The sequence below is a fragment of the Streptosporangium sp. NBC_01639 genome (genome assembly GCF_045209755.1).
Classification (GTDB): Bacteria; Actinomycetota; Actinomycetes; order Streptosporangiales; family Streptosporangiaceae; genus Streptosporangium.
Genome location: NZ_CP109272.1, coordinates 2,403,261 through 2,420,970 on the forward strand (window position 1 = coordinate 2,403,261; position 17,710 = coordinate 2,420,970).

At 70.9% G+C, this 17,710-nt stretch carries 18 protein-coding genes and 1 pseudogene; 5 read left to right on the forward strand and 14 right to left on the reverse strand.

What is annotated here, in order from left to right; translation table 11 throughout:
* Window positions 1-8 precede the first annotated feature (8 nt).
* Both OHA77_RS10795 and OHA77_RS10800 read right to left on the reverse strand, forming a co-directional pair.
* On the reverse strand, window positions 9-1,709 hold the full coding sequence (locus tag OHA77_RS10795) for an ABC transporter substrate-binding protein (RefSeq protein ID WP_406317797.1): 1,701 nt from the start codon (window positions 1,707-1,709) through the stop codon (window positions 9-11).
* A 7-nt stretch (window positions 1,710-1,716) separates the two neighbouring features.
* Window positions 1,717-2,619, reverse strand: coding sequence for a proline iminopeptidase-family hydrolase (locus OHA77_RS10800; RefSeq protein WP_406317798.1), 903 nt, complete (start codon window positions 2,617-2,619; stop codon window positions 1,717-1,719).
* 115 nt (window positions 2,620-2,734) lie between these two features.
* Here OHA77_RS10800 and OHA77_RS10805 point away from each other — a divergent pair, with 115 nt between their 5' ends.
* A complete protein-coding gene (locus tag OHA77_RS10805; RefSeq protein ID WP_406317800.1) occupies window positions 2,735-3,565 on the forward strand; it encodes a FadR/GntR family transcriptional regulator in 831 nt (276 codons plus the stop codon).
* A 173-nt stretch (window positions 3,566-3,738) separates the two neighbouring features.
* Here OHA77_RS10805 and OHA77_RS10810 read toward each other — a convergent pair whose 3' ends face one another.
* The 9 genes from OHA77_RS10810 to rimP form a co-directional block, all read right to left on the reverse strand.
* A complete protein-coding gene (locus OHA77_RS10810; protein WP_406317802.1) occupies window positions 3,739-5,136 on the reverse strand; it encodes a leucyl aminopeptidase in 1,398 nt (465 codons plus the stop codon).
* A gap of 75 nt (window positions 5,137-5,211) precedes the next feature.
* Complete coding sequence (gene truB / locus OHA77_RS10815; RefSeq protein ID WP_326820762.1) at window positions 5,212-6,111, reverse strand: tRNA pseudouridine(55) synthase TruB; 900 nt, start codon at window positions 6,109-6,111, stop codon at window positions 5,212-5,214.
* A gap of 15 nt (window positions 6,112-6,126) precedes the next feature.
* A complete protein-coding gene (locus OHA77_RS10820; RefSeq protein WP_406317804.1) occupies window positions 6,127-7,125 on the reverse strand; it encodes a bifunctional oligoribonuclease/PAP phosphatase NrnA in 999 nt (332 codons plus the stop codon).
* Entirely contained in the window at window positions 7,122-7,604 is a 483-nt protein-coding gene (gene rbfA, locus OHA77_RS10825) for a 30S ribosome-binding factor RbfA (RefSeq protein ID WP_326820760.1), read from the reverse strand. Before rbfA ends, OHA77_RS10820 begins: the two co-directional genes overlap by 4 nt.
* A 68-nt stretch (window positions 7,605-7,672) precedes the next feature.
* A complete protein-coding gene (locus OHA77_RS10830; protein ID WP_326827020.1) occupies window positions 7,673-7,972 on the reverse strand; it encodes a DUF503 domain-containing protein in 300 nt (99 codons plus the stop codon).
* A 125-nt stretch (window positions 7,973-8,097) separates the two neighbouring features.
* On the reverse strand, window positions 8,098-11,253 hold the full coding sequence (infB, locus tag OHA77_RS10835; protein ID WP_406317805.1) for a translation initiation factor IF-2: 3,156 nt from the start codon (window positions 11,251-11,253) through the stop codon (window positions 8,098-8,100).
* A gap of 142 nt (window positions 11,254-11,395) precedes the next feature.
* A complete protein-coding gene (locus OHA77_RS10840; RefSeq protein ID WP_406317806.1) occupies window positions 11,396-11,698 on the reverse strand; it encodes a YlxR family protein in 303 nt (100 codons plus the stop codon).
* The gene (gene nusA / locus OHA77_RS10845; RefSeq protein ID WP_326827019.1) at window positions 11,682-12,677 is read right to left on the reverse strand and encodes a transcription termination factor NusA; all 996 of its coding nucleotides are present in this window, start codon (window positions 12,675-12,677) and stop codon (window positions 11,682-11,684) included. The genes OHA77_RS10840 and nusA overlap by 17 nt, the downstream gene beginning before the upstream one ends.
* 23 nt (window positions 12,678-12,700) lie before the next feature.
* Complete coding sequence (gene rimP, locus OHA77_RS10850; protein ID WP_406317807.1) at window positions 12,701-13,201, reverse strand: ribosome maturation factor RimP; 501 nt, start codon at window positions 13,199-13,201, stop codon at window positions 12,701-12,703.
* A 188-nt stretch (window positions 13,202-13,389) separates the two neighbouring features.
* Here rimP and OHA77_RS10855 point away from each other — a divergent pair, with 188 nt between their 5' ends.
* From OHA77_RS10855 to OHA77_RS10870, 4 genes and pseudogenes are all read left to right on the forward strand, one after another.
* On the forward strand, window positions 13,390-13,893 hold the full coding sequence (locus OHA77_RS10855) for a hypothetical protein (RefSeq protein WP_406317808.1): 504 nt from the start codon (window positions 13,390-13,392) through the stop codon (window positions 13,891-13,893).
* Window positions 13,890-14,345, forward strand: coding sequence for a ferritin-like domain-containing protein (locus OHA77_RS10860; RefSeq protein ID WP_406317809.1), 456 nt, complete (start codon window positions 13,890-13,892; stop codon window positions 14,343-14,345). Before OHA77_RS10855 ends, OHA77_RS10860 begins: the two co-directional genes overlap by 4 nt.
* A 98-nt stretch (window positions 14,346-14,443) precedes the next feature.
* On the forward strand, window positions 14,444-14,635 hold the full coding sequence (locus OHA77_RS10865) for a DUF4236 domain-containing protein (RefSeq protein WP_326820754.1): 192 nt from the start codon (window positions 14,444-14,446) through the stop codon (window positions 14,633-14,635).
* 81 nt (window positions 14,636-14,716) lie between these two features.
* Window positions 14,717-14,839 (forward strand): annotated as a pseudogene (locus tag OHA77_RS10870) (hypothetical protein); the annotation flags it as partial.
* On the opposite strand, the gene OHA77_RS10875 reads toward OHA77_RS10870, so the two are convergent.
* The 3 genes from OHA77_RS10875 to OHA77_RS10885 are packed head-to-tail and all read right to left on the reverse strand — an operon-like array spanning window position 14,803 to window position 17,682.
* On the reverse strand, window positions 14,803-15,897 hold the full coding sequence (locus OHA77_RS10875; protein WP_406317812.1) for a glycosyltransferase: 1,095 nt from the start codon (window positions 15,895-15,897) through the stop codon (window positions 14,803-14,805). The pseudogene OHA77_RS10870 and the gene OHA77_RS10875 sit on opposite strands and share 37 nt — an antisense overlap.
* Complete coding sequence (locus OHA77_RS10880; RefSeq protein ID WP_406317814.1) at window positions 15,894-16,901, reverse strand: iron-containing redox enzyme family protein; 1,008 nt, start codon at window positions 16,899-16,901, stop codon at window positions 15,894-15,896. The genes OHA77_RS10875 and OHA77_RS10880 overlap by 4 nt, the downstream gene beginning before the upstream one ends.
* A gap of 37 nt (window positions 16,902-16,938) precedes the next feature.
* Window positions 16,939-17,682 (reverse strand): class I SAM-dependent DNA methyltransferase, encoded by a 744-nt coding sequence (locus OHA77_RS10885; protein ID WP_406317815.1) that lies wholly within the window; start codon window positions 17,680-17,682, stop codon window positions 16,939-16,941.
* Between the last annotated feature and the right edge of the window lie 28 nt (window positions 17,683-17,710).

Sequence of the window (17,710 nt, forward strand, 5' to 3'; positions counted from 1 at the left end):
GTGCTCACCTACTTGACCCAGAGCTGGGAGAGGAGCATGAAGAACTGCTTGTGGAACTGGTAGTTGCCGACCCTGCTGGAGACGAAGTCCACCTGCTTGGGGGTGAACAGCGGGATGATCGGGCTCGCCTTGGTCAGGTCGCGGTCGATCTCGCCCCACTTGACGTTCGCGGCGTTCTTGTCGGTCCGGTCCAGCGTCATGGCCTCGGCCATCCGGGCGTCGATGTCCTTGTCGCAGTAACCGGAGATGTTGATGCTGGAGTCGCTGCCCGGACGGAAGGACGCGCAGGAGAGCAGCACGTGCAGGAAGTCCGAGGCGGCGGGGTAGTCGGCGTACCACTGGGAGACGCTGATCTGGACCTTGTTCTTGTCGTTCTGGATGTAGGTGAAGTGGATGTTCGTCGAGATGACCTTGAGCTTGGCCTGGTAGCCGATCTGCTCCAGGGTGCTGCGGACGTACTCGCCGATCTGCTTGCCCACCTCGTCGTCGGCGACGACCACGGAGACCTCCTGGCCCGCGGTGCCCGACTGCTGGACGAGCTCCTTGGCCTTGGCCAGATCCGGCTTGGGGAAGTCGCAGAAGTCGGCGTGACCGGGGATGCCGGGCGGCAGAAGCGTGCAGGCGGGCTGGGCCACGTTGGCCCCGCCGAACATCTTCACCACGGCCTGGCGGTCGATCGCCCAGTTGAGCGCCTGACGGGCCTCAGGCTTGTCGAACGGGGCCAGGTTGACGTTGAGCGGCATGTACCAGAAGGCCGACAGCTGGTTCACGTGCGCCTGGGAGGCGTACTTGGTACCGATCTCGCTGAGCCGGTCGGCGGGCAGCGGGTCGAAGACCCAGTCGGCCTGGCCGTTCTGGATCGCGGTGACCGCGGCCTCGGCGGTGAGGCCGTAGGAGTAGACGATCTCGTCGGGGTAGCCCTGCGGCTGCGCCTCGCGCGACCACTCGGTGAAGTCGGGGTTGCGGACGAGCTTGAGCTCCTTGTTGGGGTCGTAGGAGACCGCCGTGTAGGGCCCGGTGCCGCCGATCGGCTTGGTGCCCTGGTCCTTGTCCGGGGTGTCCTTCGGCAGCACGGCCGCGTGCGGCAGGGCGAGCTTGAGCGGGAACTCCGAGTCCGGCTCGACCAGGTTGATCGTGACCGTGTTCTTGGCCTTGTCGGCCACCACGCCCTTGTCGAGCGTGCACTCCTTGGGCTTCTTGACACAGGCGGCGGCGCCGACGATCCCGGCGTAGAAGGTGCCGGAGGTGGGCCCGGAGACCTTGTAGATCCGCTCGAAGGAGGCCACCACGTCGTCGACGGTGACCTCGCCGCCACCGGCGAACTTCACGCCCTTGCGGAGGGTGAAGGTGTAGGACCTGCCGTCCTGGCTGACCTGGGGCATGGCCTCGGCCAGGTCCGGGACCAGGTCGTAGGAGGCCTCGCCGCCGACCTTCTTGAAGGCCAGCAGGCCGTCGTACAGGGCCTGGAAGACCTGCCAGTTGCCGTTGCTGTAGTTGATGTGCGGGTCGAGCGTGCCGTCGCCGGCCTTGGCCTGTAGGCGGAGCGTGCCGCCTCTGTGCTGTTCCTGGAACCCCGCGGAGCTCGCCTGGGAGGAGCCGGCCGGGTCGGCCGATCCGGCCGCTCCGGCCGGGGACGAGCCGCCGGAGCATGCGGCGAGGGACAGGGCGAGCAGGGCCGCGCCCGCCGCGATCGAGATGTTGCGCTTCATGGGGGTCCTAGTCCGTGGAGTCGAGGAATGAGCCGACCACCTGCAGGAAGAGCTCCTCTTCCTCGATGTGCGGCATGTGACTGGAGTGCTCGAAGACCTGCCACCGGACGTCGGGGATGTGGTCTGCGAAAGGCTGCACGGTGCGAGGGGTGGCCTCGTCATGCCGCCCGGAGACGAGCAGGGTCGGCGCGGTCACCTGGTGCAGCCGGTCGACGACCGACCAGTCCCGCAGGGTGCCGACGACGTGGAACTCGCTCGGCCCGTTCATGGTGTGGTAAACGGTCGGGTCCTCGGCGGTCTTGGCGTCGCTGGCCAGCACCTCCGGCGGGTTGGGCACGACCGTGCAGACGTGGCGGGCGTTGAACACCTTCTCCGCCGCGCGGTATTCGGGGCTGCCGGTGGTCCCGGCGGCCTCGTGCTCGCGGAGTGTCCGCTCGACCTCGGCCGGGAGTTCGGCGCGCAGCCGGTCGCACTCCTCGCGCCAGAGGTGCATCGAGGCGGGCGAGTCGGCGATGACCAGTCCCTTGAGACCCCCGGGCCGGAGCACCGCGTGTTCGGCGGCCAGCATGCCGCCCCACGACTGTCCGATCAGGTGGTAGCGGTCGGCGATGCCGAGGTGGGCGAGCAGGTTGTCCAGTTCGTCGAGGAAGAGCCGGACGGTCCAGAAGTCCGCGCCGCGGTCGGGCAGGTGGGTGGAGAGCCCCACGCCGAACTGGTCGTAGTGGACGACGGCCCGGCCCTGCTCGGCCAGCCGCGCCATGCGCAGCGTGTAGTCGTGGGCCGCGCCGGGACCGCCGTGCAGCACGACGAGGGGGGCCTTGCCCGCGTTCAGGTCGCCCGTGACGCGGTACCAGGTATGCCCGTCCTCGAAGGGGGCCGAGCCCTGGGTGGTCGGTGCGGGGATCGCCACCGCAGTCCTCCAGATAGCAAGTGGGGCATATGCCACCAGATGAGACGAATGTCCGTGTTGTGGACATCATATGGATTAATGGCCTGAACACAATACCTTTTTTAGAATCGTGTGGTTGTGTAACGTTCCGGGTGTGCACCCCGACTCGACGCCCCCGACCACCGACGACCTCTCCCGCATGCTGGGTCAGGTGCTGGGCGACGCCGCCCAGCACGCCGTACTCAGCCCCGTCAGGGTGCAGTCGGTGGCCACCGAGGTGGCCGACCGGCTGATGACCGCCGTCGCGATCGGCGACTACCTGCCCGGCGAACGCCTCCCCGGCGAACGCGAGCTGGCCACGATCCTCGACGTGAGCCGCGCGACGGTCCGCGAGGCCATCGGCCGGCTCCAGGCGGTGGGCATCGTGGAGATCAAGCGCGGCCGGACCGGCGGGGCCTATGTCAGGACGAGCTGGACCGAGGCCACGGCCTCAGCCGTGCGCCGGACGCTCCTGCCCCGCTGGTCCGAGCTGGAGCAGCTTTTCGACCTGCGCTGCCTGGTGGAAGGGCTGGTCGCCCGGGCCGCCGCGCTCCGCCGTACGGACGAGGACCTGTCGGCCATGCGCGCGGCGCTGGACGACTACGCCCAGGCCCGCACGCTGGGCCAGGAGCAGGCCGCCGACGCGGCCTTCCACGGTGCCGTGCTGGCCGCGACGGGCAACCCGAAGATCAGCGCGCTCAGCAGGGACATTCTGACGCGGGTGAGCCTGGGATTCCCCGTCGAGCCGTACGGGGAGGACGATCCGGAGAACTACCGGCGGGCGCTGACCGAGCACCGGAAGATCTACCAAGCCATCGCGGCCGGCGACGCCGAACAGGCGGGCTCCCTCGCGGAGGAGCACTTCACGCTCACCTCCGACATGATGCGCGCCATGCTCGAACGCGCCCAGGAGCGGGTCCCCGGATAGCGGCTCCGTTGCAGAAGGCCGGCCTGGCCAGGATCGGGCCTCCGGACAGCGGCGCCGCCGCAGAAGACCGGTCCCGGCCAGGATCGGGCCTCCGGACAGCGGCGCCGCCGCAGAAGACCGGTCCCGGCCAGGATCGGGCCTCCGGACAGCGGCTCCGCCGCAGAAGGCCCGGCCTAGGAGCGGGTCTCCAGATAGCCGATCAGCGTGCGGACCATCGCCCCGGTCGCCCCCGCCGGGCCGAGGTCGGTGGCCTTGTCCAGGTAGGCGGTCGTGGCGAAGTCCAGGTGGGCCCAGGGCAGCCCGGCGGTGAACGGCCGCAGGAACAGCGCGGCGATCGTCGCGTCGGCCAGGCTGCCGCCCTCGTTCTTCGCGTCGGCCACCGCGGAGGCGAGCCTGTCGGCGTACGGCTCCCAGAGCGGCAGCTCCCACATCGGCTCGCCGGCCCGCGCACCGGCCGCGATCAGCTCGCCGACCAGCTTCCGGTCGCTGCCGATCACCCCGGTGATGTCCTCCCCGAGCGCGTGCATCACCGAGTAGGTCAACGTGGCGGCGTCGATCAGCACGTCCGGCGAGCTCTCGGCCAGGTAGGCGAGCGCGTCGGCCAGCACCAGGCGGCCCTCGCTGTCGGTGTCGGTGACCTCGGTGGTCCGCCCGTTGCGGTGGGTGAGCACGTCTCCGGGCCGGGTGGCGGAACCGCTGACCATGTTCTCGGCGGCGGGGACCACGGCGGTGACCCCCACCGGCAACCTCAGCCGGGCGGCGGCCTGGACGGCCGCGAGCATGGTCGCGCCGCCCGCCATGTCGCACTTCATGGTGGACATCGCCCCGAGGCCCTTGATCGCAAGACCACCGGAGTCGAAGGTGATGCCCTTGCCCGCGAGACCGACCGTGCCGCCCGTACCGTCGCCGGGGTAGCTCACCTCGATCAGGCAGGGCGGGTTCACGCTGGCCGCGCCGACGCCGAGGATGCCGCCGAAACCGCCCTCGCGGAGCGCATCGGCGTCCAGCACCCGCACGCCCAGCCCGCACGCCGCGGCCATCTCCCGGGCACGCTCGGCCAGGTCCATCGGGACCAGGTCGCCGGCCGGGGTGTTGACCAGGTCCCGGGCGAAGGTCACCGCGTCGGCGACGATCCCGGCTCGCGCCACCCCCCGCGGGTCCTCGCCCGCCAGAATGATCAGTTCGCGTACGGCAGGCCGCGACGGCTCGCTCTTGTATCCGTCGAACCGGTAGCCGCCCAGCCGCACACCTTCGATGACCGCCTCCACGTTCGGGAAGGCCACCGCAACGGTGGGGAACTCGGCGAGCCGGGGCGCGACGCGGCCCACCGCCCGCCGTACCGCGTGCGCGTCGTCGTCGGCGCCGAGGCCGACCAGCAGGACGGCGGCCGCACGGAAGGCGTCGCTGTCCCGGCGCGGCAGCAGCAGCTCCTGGCCGGCCCGGCCGGTGAACCTGACCTGGCCGAGCACGCCCCCCAGGCCGAGCCCGGGGTCGCGCCCCTCGCGCACCGGCAGGACGAGCAGGTCGGCGGCGATCTCAGCGGGGGCGAGGGAGGAGAGGGACACCTCCATGAGGCGACTCCTAACAGAGCTAAATGGTTCGGTTTATGAACCTTAAAGCACCGTCAGGTCACCCGGGAGACCGGGTCAGGGCACGAAGACCGCCAGTGACCTGGTGATCGCGCCGTGCTCCTCGGCCAGGGCCAGCAGGGTGCCGTCCGGGCCGAACACGCCGATCGGCCCCTTGCCCAGCCCCACCGAGGGCAGCCGCCCGCCGTGCGCGACGGTGCCCGCCTCCTCGGCCGTCACGTCGCGGCGGGGGAAGGCCGCCGCGACGGCCTCGGCCATCGGCAGGATCACGCAGTCGGCGGAGAGCTGCTCGACGGTGCGCGCCATCGACAGGTCGTAGGGCCCCACGCGGGTGCGGCGCAGGTAGGTCAGGTGGCCACCGGTGCCCAGGTCGGCACCCAGGTCCCGGGCGAGCGCGCGGATGTAGGTGCCGCTGGAGCAGGTGACCGAGACGTCGACGTCGACCAGGTCGCCGTCGCGCCGGACAGCGGTGATCTCGAAGCCCGACACGGTCACCGGACGCGACTGGAGCTTGACCTCCTCCCCCGCCCTGGCCCGCTTGTAGGCACGCTCGCCGTTCACCTTGATCGCGCTGACCTGCGGCGGAACCTGCATGATCGGGCCGGTCAGGGCGGCGACGCCCTTTCTGATCTCCTCGTCGGTCACCTCGGCGGCCGAGGCCGTCGCGGTGACCTCGCCCTCGGCGTCGTCGGTGTTGGTGGCCTGACCGAGGCGGATCGTCCCGTCGTAGCCCTTCTCGGTGAGCGCGAGGTGGCCCAGCAGCCGGGTGGCCTTCTCCACGCCGACCACCAGCACCCCGGTGGCCATCGGATCCAGGGTGCCCGCGTGGCCGACCTTGCGGGTGCCGGCGATGCCGCGGAGCTTGCCGACGACGTCGTGCGAGGTCCACTCGGCGGGCTTGTCCACGATGATCAGCCCGCTCGGCGGCGGGGTGCGCTTGGCGCGGGCCGTACTCATTCGAAAATAGTCCTTCTACAGGAGTGCGCGGAGACGTGCCATCGTCTGCTCGACGGGCAGGTGGGAGGTGAAGCCGGCCGCCTTGGTGTGCCCGCCACCGCCCAGGGCGGCGCAGACGCGGGAGACGTCCACCGCTCCCTTGGAGCGGGTGGAGACCTGCCAGACGCCGTCGTCGTCCTCCTTGAGGATCACGGCCAGGTCCGCCTCGTCGGTGCGCCGGATCACGTCGATGATCCCTTCCACCTCGTCATACGGCAGACCGTGGGCGGCCCGGTCGGCCCGGGTGACGAATGTCCAGACCAGCCCCTCGCCCACCTCGGGCTCCAACACCACCCGGTCCAGGACGGCGCCGAGCACCCTGAGGTAACCGAACGGGGAGCGGTCCCACAGCTCGCGAGCGATCTCCTCGGGGTTCAGCCCGGTGGCCATCAGCCGGGAGGCCATGAGGTGCACCCCGGGGGTGGTGGAGGAGTGCCGGAACGAACCGGTGTCGGTGACCAGCCCGGCGTACAGGCAGGTGGCGATGGCCTTGTCGATCGGCAGGCCGAGCCGGTCGATCAGCTTCTCGGCCAGCACGGCGGTGGCCGCGGCGCCGGGGTCGACCAGGTTGAGCGTGCCGAAACCGGTGTTGGACGGATGGTGGTCCACCACGATCAACTCGCGGGCCTTGACCGCGTTGCCGGCGAGCGCACCGAGCCGGTCGACGATGGGGACGTCGAAGGTGATCATCAGATCGGGCGCGGCCGGGTAGTCGTCGGGCTCGGTCAGGAGTTCCTGTCCGGGCAGGAAGCGCAGCAGCCGGGGCACCCGGAACCGGTGTTCCCCGAAGGAGGCCGCGACCCGCTTGCCCGCCGCTCGCAGCGCCATGCCGAGCGCCAGCATGGAGCCGAGCGCGTCGCCGTCCGGCGAGATGTGGCACGCCAGTGCGATCTCGTCCGCGGACGAGATCAGACCGACGGCCCGGTCCCAGTCACCGACCGGGACCGGATCGACATCGCGCAGGTCGGGTGTCACGTTGCGGAGTGTCCCGCGCGCTCTGACGGCTCGTCGTCGTTCTCGCCGGATCCGTCATCGTCCTCGTCGGGCTTGCGGTACGGGTCGGCGTCGCCGGCATGCTGCGCGCCCTCGGCCCGCTTGGCGATCTCGATGTCCCTGGCCTTCGCCTCGGCGAGAAGCCCGTCGAGATGCCGGGCGCTGTCGGGAAGCGGATCGTGGATGAACGTCAGCGTCGGCGTGTGGCGCAGACCCGTCTGACGGCCCACCTCCGAACGGATGAGCCCCTTGGCGCTCTCCAGCGCCGCGGCGGAGTCCGCCCGCTCGGCCTCCGAGCCGAACACGGTGTAGAACACCGTGGCCTCGCCCAGGTCGTTGGTGATCCGCGTGTCCGTCACCGTCACGAAACCCAGTCTCGGATCCTTGATCCGGCGCTCCAGCATCTCGGCGACGATCTGCTGGATCCGGTCAGCGATCTTACGTGCGCGTGCGGCGTCCATTTCGCTCCCCCCTCTTCACAGTAACGACCGGACGCAGAAAGGTGATTCCGCGACCGGCCGTCCGGTGACTAGTCCTCGTCCTCGTTGTAGAGCCGCTGCCGGGCGGACAGCAGCTCGATCTCCGGGTGGAAGGCGATCAGGCGTTCGCAGTCGTCCAGCACCCCGCCGCAGTTGGCGGCGGTGGCGGAGACGACCGCGATCCCGATCTCGGTACGGCGGTGCAGATCCAGATGGCCGGTCTCGGCGACGGCCACACCCGGGAACCGTCGTTGCACCTCGGCGATGATGGGACGCACCACAGAGCGCTTCTGCTTCAGCGAATGAACGTCGCCGAGCAGGATGTCCAGTGTGAGGGCACCTACATACATAGTGGATTTCGCCACGGACGTCACCGTGCCACCGACGGCGCCGGGACGCCCGCCGGCCCGGGGCCCCGCCCATCGGATGGGCGGGGCCCCAGGCCGGCAAGCGGTCCCCTTGCCGGATCGGAGCATCAGACGCGCGGCTTCTCCCGCATCTCGAACGTCTCGATGACGTCGTCGATCTTGATGTCGCTGTAGCCGACACCGACACCGCACTCGTAGCCCTCGCGGACCTCGGTCGCGTCGTCCTTGAAACGACGCAGCGAGGACACGGTGAGGTTGTCGGAGATGACGACCCCGCCGCGGATGATCCGCGCCTTGCTGTTGCGGACGATCGTGCCCGAGCGGACCAGCGCACCGGCGATGTTGCCGATCTTCGGCACCTTGAAGACCTCGCGGACTTCGGCGGTGCCCATCTGGACCTCTTCGAACTCCGGCTTGAGCATGCCCTTGAGGGCCGCCTCGATCTCCTCGATCGCCTGGTAGATGACCGAGTAGTAGCGGATGTCGACGCCCTCGCGCTCGGCCAGGTCGCGCGCCCGGACTTCGGGGCGCACGTTGAAACCGATGATGACGGCGTTGTCGTCGGCGACGGCCAGGTTGACGTCGTACTCGGTGATCGCACCGACGGCGCGGTGGAGCACCCGCAGGCGCACCTCGTCGCCGACGTCGATCTTGAGCAGCGCGTCCTCGAGGGCTTCGACCGAACCGGAGACGTCACCCTTGATGATGAGCTTGAGCTCGTCGACCTGGCCCTTCTCCATCTCGCTGAAGAGCTCTTCGAGGGTGCGGCGACGGCCGGACTTGGCCATGTCCGCGATGCGCTTGCGAGCCGCACGCTGCTGGGCGATCTGACGCGCCATCCGGTCGTCGGTGACGACGATGAAGTTGTCACCGGCACCCGGCACCGCGGTCAGACCGAGGACCAGCACCGGACGCGACGGGTCGGCTTCCTGAATCGCCTCGCCGTTGTCGTCCAGCATCGCCCGGACGCGGCCGAAGGCCTCGCCACAGACGATCGAGTCGCCGACGCGGAGCGTGCCGCGCTGGACCAGCACGGTCGCGACCGGGCCGCGGCCCCTGTCGAGGTGCGCCTCGATCGCGACGCCCTGGGCGTCCATCGTGGCGTTGGCCCGCAGGTCGAGCTCGGCGTCCGCGGTGAGCAGGATGGCCTCGAGCAGCTGCTCGATGCCGATCCCGTTCTTGGCGGAGATGTCGACGAACATCGTGGTGCCGCCGTACTCCTCGGCGACCAGGCCGTACTCGGTGAGCTGTGCCCGGACCTTGCCCGGGTCGGCGCCCTCCTTGTCGACCTTGTTGACCGCGACCACGATCGGCACGTCGGCCGCCTGGGCGTGGTTCAGCGCCTCGATGGTCTGCGGCTTCACACCGTCGTCGGCCGCAACGACCAGGACGGCGATGTCGGTGACCTTGGCACCGCGGGCACGCATGGCGGTGAACGCCTCGTGACCCGGGGTGTCGATGAAGGTGATCCGACGGTCCTGGCCCTCGTGCTCGGTGGCGATCTGGTAGGCACCGATGTGCTGGGTGATCCCACCGGCCTCGCGCGCCACCTCGTTGGTGTGCCGGATGGCGTCGAGCAGCTTGGTCTTACCGTGGTCGACGTGACCCATGACGGTCACCACCGGCGGGCGCGCGACCAGGTCGGACTCGTCGCCCTCGTCCTCGCCGAACTCGATGTCGAAGGTCTCCAGGAGCTCGCGGTCCTCCTCCTCCGGGCTGACCACAAGCAGGTTGTAGTCGAGCTCGGCGGCGAGAAGCTGCAGCGTCTCCTCGTTGACCGACTGCGTGGCGGTCACCATCTCGCCCAGGTGCAGCATGATCTGCACCAGGGACGCCGGGATCGCGCCGATCTTGTCGGCGAAGTCCGACAGCGAGGCGCCGCGCGACAGGCGGATCGTCTGTCCGTTGCCGCGAGGAGCCTGCACGCCACCGATCGCCGGGGCCTGCATGTTGTCGAACTCTTGACGCCGCTGGCGCTTGGACTTGCGGCCACGGGTCGGGCGTCCGCCCGGACGCCCGAAGGCACCCGCCGTACCGCCGCCGCGACCACGGCCACCGCCGCCGGGACGGCCGGCGAAACCGCCGCCGCCACCACCGGGACCACCGGTGCCGGTGCCGGGACGGCCTGCGCCGCCACCGGGACGGCCGGCGAAACCGCCGCCGCCACCCGGACGGCCGCCGCCGCCACCGGGACGGCCTGCGCCGCCACCGGGACGACCGCCACCGCCACCGGGGCCGGGACGGCCTGCGCCGCCACCGGGACCGGCAGGACGGCCCTGCGGCATCATCATCGGGCTGGGACGGGGACCACCGGGACGCGGGCCGCCGGCACCGGCGCCACCGCCGGGACGGGGACCACCGGCACCGGGGCCCGGGCGCGGGCCGGCGGCACCGGGAGGCCCGGAGCGGGCACCCGGCGGGCGGGGGCCGGCGCCATCGCGCTGTCCCTGCTCGCGGGGGCCGCGATCCTCGCGCGGCCCAGGACGCGGGCCCCGGTCGCCGGGGCCGCCTTCACGGCCTCCGGGACCACCGGGTCCACTGGGACCGCCGGGCCGCGGCGGACGGGCCTGACCCATACCGCTGGCGTTCGACGAGAACGGGTTGTTGCCGGGGCGCGGGCCACGGGGCCCCGGACGCGGACCCGGCTTGGGGCCGGAGGCGCCGGCACCGGGCCGAGCGCCCGAAGGGGCGGCTCCACCCGGACCGCCGGAGGGGCGGCCTTCCGGACGCGCGGCCTCGGGCCGGGCAGCCGGACCCGGACGCGGGGCCGGAGCCGGGCGCGGACCCGGCTTGGGGCCGGAGGCCGCAGGGCGGCCGGCCTCGGGGCGCGGAGCCTCGAAACGCGGCGGCTGAACCGGCGAGGGCGGCTGCTGCTGCACAGGCGCCTGCTGCGGCTCGGGCACCACGGGCGGTGCCTGCGGCGCGGGGGCCGCCGGACGCGCCGCGGGACTGGGCCTCGGGCCCGGCTTGGGAGCCGGTCCCGGCTTGGGAATGGATGACGGCGCCGCCGGGGCGCCGTTTCCGGCCTGGCTCTCAGCCGGCCGGGGGGCCGCCTGAGGCGGCCTGGGCGACCTGTTGCCGCCCCTGTCGGACGATCCCCTGGGGGGACCGCCCAAAGCTTCCGTGAGCCTACGGACTACCGGTGCTTCGATAGTCGAGGACGCCGAACGCACGAACTCGCCCATCTCCTGGAGCTTGGCCATGACGACCTTGCTCTCTACACCGAACTCCTTGGCGAGCTCGTATACCCGGACCTTCGCCACTGCACTCCCTTACTCGGCCCGGGAGGCAGTGCCGCCGGACCGTCGTTACGTAGACGTACTCATCGCCGCATGCTCATCAGGCGCTCATAGCTATCTGACCAGCCCATCAACTCGGCGTCCTACATGACAGTCGGTGACCATTTCACCCGTTCCTTTCAGCGTGAACCTCTTCCAGGTGGCCTCGCACCTGCGACAGATCAAGCGGACCCGCGACGCGAAATGCGCGCGGAAACGCTCGGCGACGCTCGGCGAGCTCCAGACAGCTCAGGGAGGGATGCAGTGAAGCACCACGTCCCTGGAGCCGTCGTCGCAGGTCAGGGACGATAACGTCCTCAACCACCACCAGGCGGAGCAGCTCGGAGGAGACCGTGCGAACCCGGCACCCCACACAGGTTCTCAGTGGGGCGGCCTGGCCACCATATTCCAGCTTACCGTGTGGACGCATCTGCGGAACCGGCCGCGTCCTCTGCTTGGGTGTCCGGACGGATGTCGATCCGCCATCCGGTGAGCCTGGCCGCCAGCCGGGCGTTCTGCCCTTCCTTGCCGATCGCGAGGGAGAGCTGGTAGTCAGGAACGGTCACGCGGGCCGCGCGACCGTCGGCGTCGATCACCTCGACCTTGGAAACACGGGAGGGCGAGAGGGCATTCCCCACGAACTCCGCGGGATCGTCCGACCAGTCGATGATGTCGATCTTCTCGCCGTGCAGTTCGGCCATCACGTTGCGCACCCGCGAGCCCATCGGGCCGATACAGGCGCCCTTGGCGTTCACGCCGGGACGGCGCGAACGTACCGCGATCTTGGTCCGGTGCCCCGCCTCGCGCGCGATGGCGGCGATCTCCACCGTCCCGTCGGCGATCTCGGGCACCTCGAGGGCGAAGAGCTTCTTCACCAGACCGGGGTGGGTACGCGACAGCGTCACCGACGGGCCCTTGTGGCCCTTCTTGACCTGGACCACGTAGCAGCGGAGCCGCTCGCCGTGGACGTAGTCCTCACCGGGGACCTGCTCGTTGTGCGGCAGCACGGCCTCGATCCTGCCGAGGTCCACCAGGACGACCCTCGGGTCCTTGCCCTGCTGGATGACCCCGGCCACGAGTTCGCCCTCACGGCTGGCGAACTCACCGAAGTTGATCTCGTCCTCGGCGTCTCTGAGCTGCTGCAGGATGACCTGCTTGGCAGTGGTCGCGGCGATGCGGCTGAAGTTGCCCGGGGTGTCGTCGAACTCCCTGAGCACCTCCCCGCTCTCGTCGTCGATCTCGGCCGCGAAAATGGTCACGTGCCCGGACTGCCGGTCGAGCTCGGCCCGGGCCTTGGCGGCCGCGCCCTCGCTCCGGAAGTATGCGATCAGTAGCGCATCCTCGATCGCCTTGACGACCAGGTCGAAGGAGATGTCCTTCTCCCGCTCCAGGCTGCGCAGGACGCTCATGTCGATGTCCACGAGGCTCCCCCTTAGCCTTCGTCGCCGTCTTCGCCGTCGTCTTCGGCGTCGTCCAACCGGCGGAATTCCACCTGCACCCGGCCTCGGGTCAGGTCTTCATAATCGATGCGGCGCGGTGCGCCCGCAACGTCAAGCTCCACACCGGTCTCGTCAGTGGAGACGATCCGGCCCTCCACCGAGGTGCCATCCCGCAGATCGGCCTTGACCAGCCGCTTGACCGCTCTGCGCCAGTGGCGCGGCTCGGTGAGCGGGCGGTCGACTCCAGGTGAGGAGACCTCAAGCACGTAGGGGGTGGCCCCCATCACGTCGTCGGCGTCCAGCGCGGTGGAGACGGCGAGGCTGACCTCGGCGACGTCGTCCAGGCTCACGCCACCGTCACGGTCGACGACGACGCGCAGCAGTCGCCGCTTGCCCGCCGGTGTGACCGTGACATCCTCCAGATCGAGCCCGGAGGCGAGGGTGACGGGTTCCAGAAGCTTCATCAGGCGGTCGCGGGATGTGGCGCTGCCCATGCCGACCTCCCATTGTCACAATCTCAGCCGGGCGGACCTCGCCCATGCGGTTCACCAGCCTATCCACACCAGGGCGTGGAAAGAGCGCCACTCGGTGCGGCGAGCCCGTCCGAGAAGCGCGGTGAATGCGATTCCAAGCCCTTACGATGCTAGAGGCGTAACAGCCCACCCATGACCGGAGGTCGTCCGTGCGTTCCCTGTCCCGGCGCGCCCTGCTGCGGGGCGGCGCTCTCGGGGCGACCGCCGTGGCGGTCGCGGGGTGCGCCGCCGAGAAGCAGGAGCCGCCGCGGGCCGAGCCGCCCGATCCGGAGACCGTGCTGCTCAAGCAGCTGATCGCAGGCAAGGAGCAGACCATCGCGCTCTACTCCTCGATCGCCTCCGCCAAGCTCGCGCCCTTCAGAGAGCGGCACGAGGCCCATCTCGCCGAGCTGCGCCGGAGACTGCCTCCCGAGGTGGCGTCCACCCCCGCTCCGGCCTCGGGCACCCCGGCCCCGTCGGGCGCTCCGGCCTCCTCGGGCACCCCGGCGCCGAGCCCGAAGGCCTCTCTGCGGAGCCTGCAGCGGCTGGAACAGAAGGCGGCGGCGCTCCGTCCCCGCCAGATCGAGGGGGTCTCCCCCGCGCTGGCCCAGTTGATCGCCTCCATCGGGGCCTGCGAGGCCGCGCACGCCTTCGCCCTGGCGAGGTCGCTGTGAGGGTCGATCAGGCGCTCAGCACGGCCCTGGCGGCCGAGCACGCGGCCGTCTACGCCTACGGGGTCATCGGCGCCAGGACCACGGGAGAGCTGCGCGCCGTGGCGATCGACGCCTTCAACGCCCACCGCGCCCGCCGCGACCGGCTCCGCACCCTGGTCATCGCCCGTGGCGGCGATCCGGCCGAGCCGAGCCCCAACTACCGGCTGCCGGTCACTCCGTCCACCGCGGCCCAGGCCGTGGAGCTGGCGGTGCTGGTCGAGCAGGGGGTGACGGGCGCCTACCTGGAGCTGACCGCGTCCGGCGATCCGGCTCTGCGGAAGATGGCCGCGCTGGCCATGCAGGAGTGCGCGGTCCGGGCGTACGGCCTGCGGCCGGCCGTCGAGACCTTCCCCGGAATGCCCGTGCGGCCCGATCCCACCCCCACCTCCACAGCGACGACTCCCTCCTCCTGATCGCGTAGACCATCATCGTTTGCCCATGTTTGGACGATCGCTGACGGGTAGCTGAACCTCCGCTGACAGAGCAAGACCGGCCAGTCAAGGAGGAAGCAATGGGCTGGGGATACAGGAAGTCGATGAAGTTCGGCCCGTTCCGCGTCAACCTGTCGCGCAGCGGGGTCGGTCACAGCTGGGGCAACCGCGCCTTCCGGGTCACCAAGACCGCCGACGGGCGGCGCACGCTGAGCGTGAACCTGCCCGGGGGCTTCCACTGGCGCAAGACCCTCCGCGGCAGCTCCCGATAGCCGGCTCTTGCACACCTGGTCTCCGGCGGGGAGGCCGCGCGGGCGGCGTTTCCCAGCGGCCCCGCCGGGCACCATGTTCACATGCAGCACAAAACGGACGATCCGGTCACAGTGACCCCCTGCGAGGACGGGCCGCTGCTGCTGCGGGGATCGTTCACCCTGGTGACTCAGGACGGAGTCGTCATCGACCCCGGCCGGAGCACGGTCGCACTGTGCCGCTGCGGGCGCTCGTCGGCCAAGCCGTTCTGCGACGGCTCGCACCGGCCGGCCGGGTTCAGCGCGCCGACCGAGCCGGACCCCACACCCTGAGTGCGTGCTCCGAGCCGGCGGGCGGAGTGCGCCGCGGTCCGCATCCGGCGACCGGCGTAGGGGACGCCCCCGCGGACGGAGCGGGCCGCCAGCGCCAGCCAACTGCAGGTGGCTCGCTCAAGCAGCCAGACCGGGGCGAACAGCGCGGTGGTGAAGGGGAAGACCCGGCGGCCGCCGGCCCTGCGGCGGCCCAGCTCCGCCACCCCCACCGCCAGGCCGGCACCGGCGAGGACCGCCCCATGCCGCCGCCGTAGCACCCCGGCGGCCAGCGCGGGCAGGACGGCGAGGAAGAACGCCATCCGGGCCGGCTGCGCCAGGTCGTCGTAGGCCTGCCGGACGCGCTGGGACCAGAATCTCGCCGGGTCGGGCGGGAGACGGCGCACATAGAGATCCCGGGGACGGCACTCGCGTCCACCGTGGGCACGGACCGTGCGGATGAGCTCCAGGTTCTCGAACAGCACGTCGCCGTCGTAGCCCCCCATCTCCAGGAAGGTCGACCGGCGCACGCCGAACGTGCCCGGGTAGTCGGCGCCGAAGCTGCGGTTGAGCAGCACGCGGGCGGTGTCCCAGCGGGCGTGCCAGGGCAGCGGGTCGAAGTAGTTCTGCGGCCGGACCAGATCCGCCTCCGCCAGCAGGGCGTCGACCCTGGCCAGCTCAGCCTCGCCGTAGCGGACGTCGTCATCGGCGATGACCACGTGCTCGGCGGCCGCCCGGCGCATGCCGGTGATCACCCCGTTGACCTTGCCGTTGGCGAAGCGGAGATCGGCGTCGGGCCTCATGTGCCGGACGAGCCCGGCCCACCGGGCGGCGTGCCGGTCGAACAGCTCGGGTGGGGAACCGTCGACGACGACGATCCGTACACTCCGGCCGAGCCGGCGCAGGTAGGCGGTCAGCTCGTCCAGACCCGAGTCGTCGTCCCAGCGCAGTGGAAGCACGTAGTCGAGGTCCATCATCGGCTGCCCACCGCCAGGTCCGCCTCCCGCAGCGACGTGGCCCCGCGCGTCCAGCGGTCCAGGACGTGCCCGGTGAAGAGCCGGTCGAGCGCGAGGGCGCAGGCGGCCCCGTACAGGACGTCACCGGCCAGGTCGGGATGTGCGGCGGCGAACCCGCCGCACATGTCGTGGGCGGCGACCTGCTCGTGGACGGCGTCGGCGCGCACGTGTTCGTCGTAGAAACGGCAGGCCGTCGCGTCGCCGCCGAGCCGCCGCAGTCCGTGACCGTATCTGAGGTTGGGCAGGGAGGAGGTCATCTCGAATGCCGCGAGATGGCCCAGCAGCGCCCCCCGGCGCCGCCGGTGGAGGCCGAACAGCGACATGACGTTGCCGACCGCCAGCGTGATCGCCGGGATCCGGCCGAGGTAGGCACCGTAGGAGTCGTCCAGGTCCAGCTTGCGCATCGTGGCCCGGAACAGCTCCGAATGCATCCGTTCCAGCCTTCCGCCGCCGTACTCGTCGGCCTGGATCTCCACCAGGGCGGCCTTGGCGCCCCCGTGCAGCCGGGGAATCGCCCAGGTGTGCGGGTCGGCCTCCTTCAGGTGGTAGATCGACCGGTGCACGACGAACTCGCGGAACTGCCCGAGATCGGCCTTCCTCTCCAGGAAGGCCGCGAGGGAGGGGTCGTCGCCGGCGGCGGCGACCAGTTCGGCCAGGACCCGGCGCATGGGCACGGACGGCGTGGGGACCGGGCGCGGTACGGCTTCCGCCAGGCCGTCCTCGAACCGCCGTTCCAGCACCTGCCTGGCTTCCAGCAGCGACGGGTTCCACTCCCAGCCGTCGTCCACCTCGTCGAAGCCCCGGTAGTGCAGCTCGTAGCAGACGAAGAGGGCGAGCTGCAGATCCTCGTCCTCGACGGCCGGCTCCCCGGAGCACACGGACGACGGGTCGAACGCGTGGGGCCGGCACGTGAGGTGTTCGAAGAACAGGGCGGTGACGGGTCCCCGGGGAGCGGGTAGTCGCATCGTGGTCTCCCCTGACGGCGGAAGGCTGGTGGACAGGTCAGAGACGATAGACCGACACGTGCGCCCGGCTGTCGTCGGTGAACGGGGCGGTGTCCCAGTCGGCCCATCGGTGTTCGAGCTCCATGCCCGCCAGCCGTGCCATCAGGTCGAGCTCGGCGGGCCAGGCGTACCGGTGGTTGGCGGGCAGGAGCCGCAGACCGCCGGAGGTCAGGTTGACCTTGGTGGTGTACATCATCTGGTCGGCGCGGGACAGCCGTGCCGCCTCCGCGAAGACCCTGTCCTCGCTCAGCGACAGCAGGCGCAGCGCCGTCCCGTTCCGGAACGCCGCCAGATCGGGGATCCAGGTCTCGACCACGAACCGGCCGCCGGGCCGCAGGTGGGCCGCCGCGTTGCGGAAGCAGTCGACCTGCGCCTCCTGTGAGGGCAGCGCGAAGATCGTGTTGATCGCCAGCACGACCAGGCCGAACTCGCCCTCGACCCGGGTGGCGGCGAAGTCGCCCACCGCCACCGGGATGCGGTCGCCCCCCGGTTTGGCGCGGAGCTCCCGCACCATCTCGGCGGAGCCTTCGACGCCCGCGACGGTCAGCCCCCGGGCCGCCAGGGGCAGGGCCAGCCGGCCGGTGCCGATGCCGAACTCCAGCACCGGCAGCCCCTCGGCGAGTCCGTGCAGCCGGTCCACCGCCGATTCCGTGGCCCTGTCCGCCATGGTCGTGACGTAGATGTCGTCGTAGACGTCGGCGATGGCACGACCGTATGCGGCCGGGTCGAACACCTGCCCCATGAGGCCCCCCGTTCCCTCATCCCCCAGG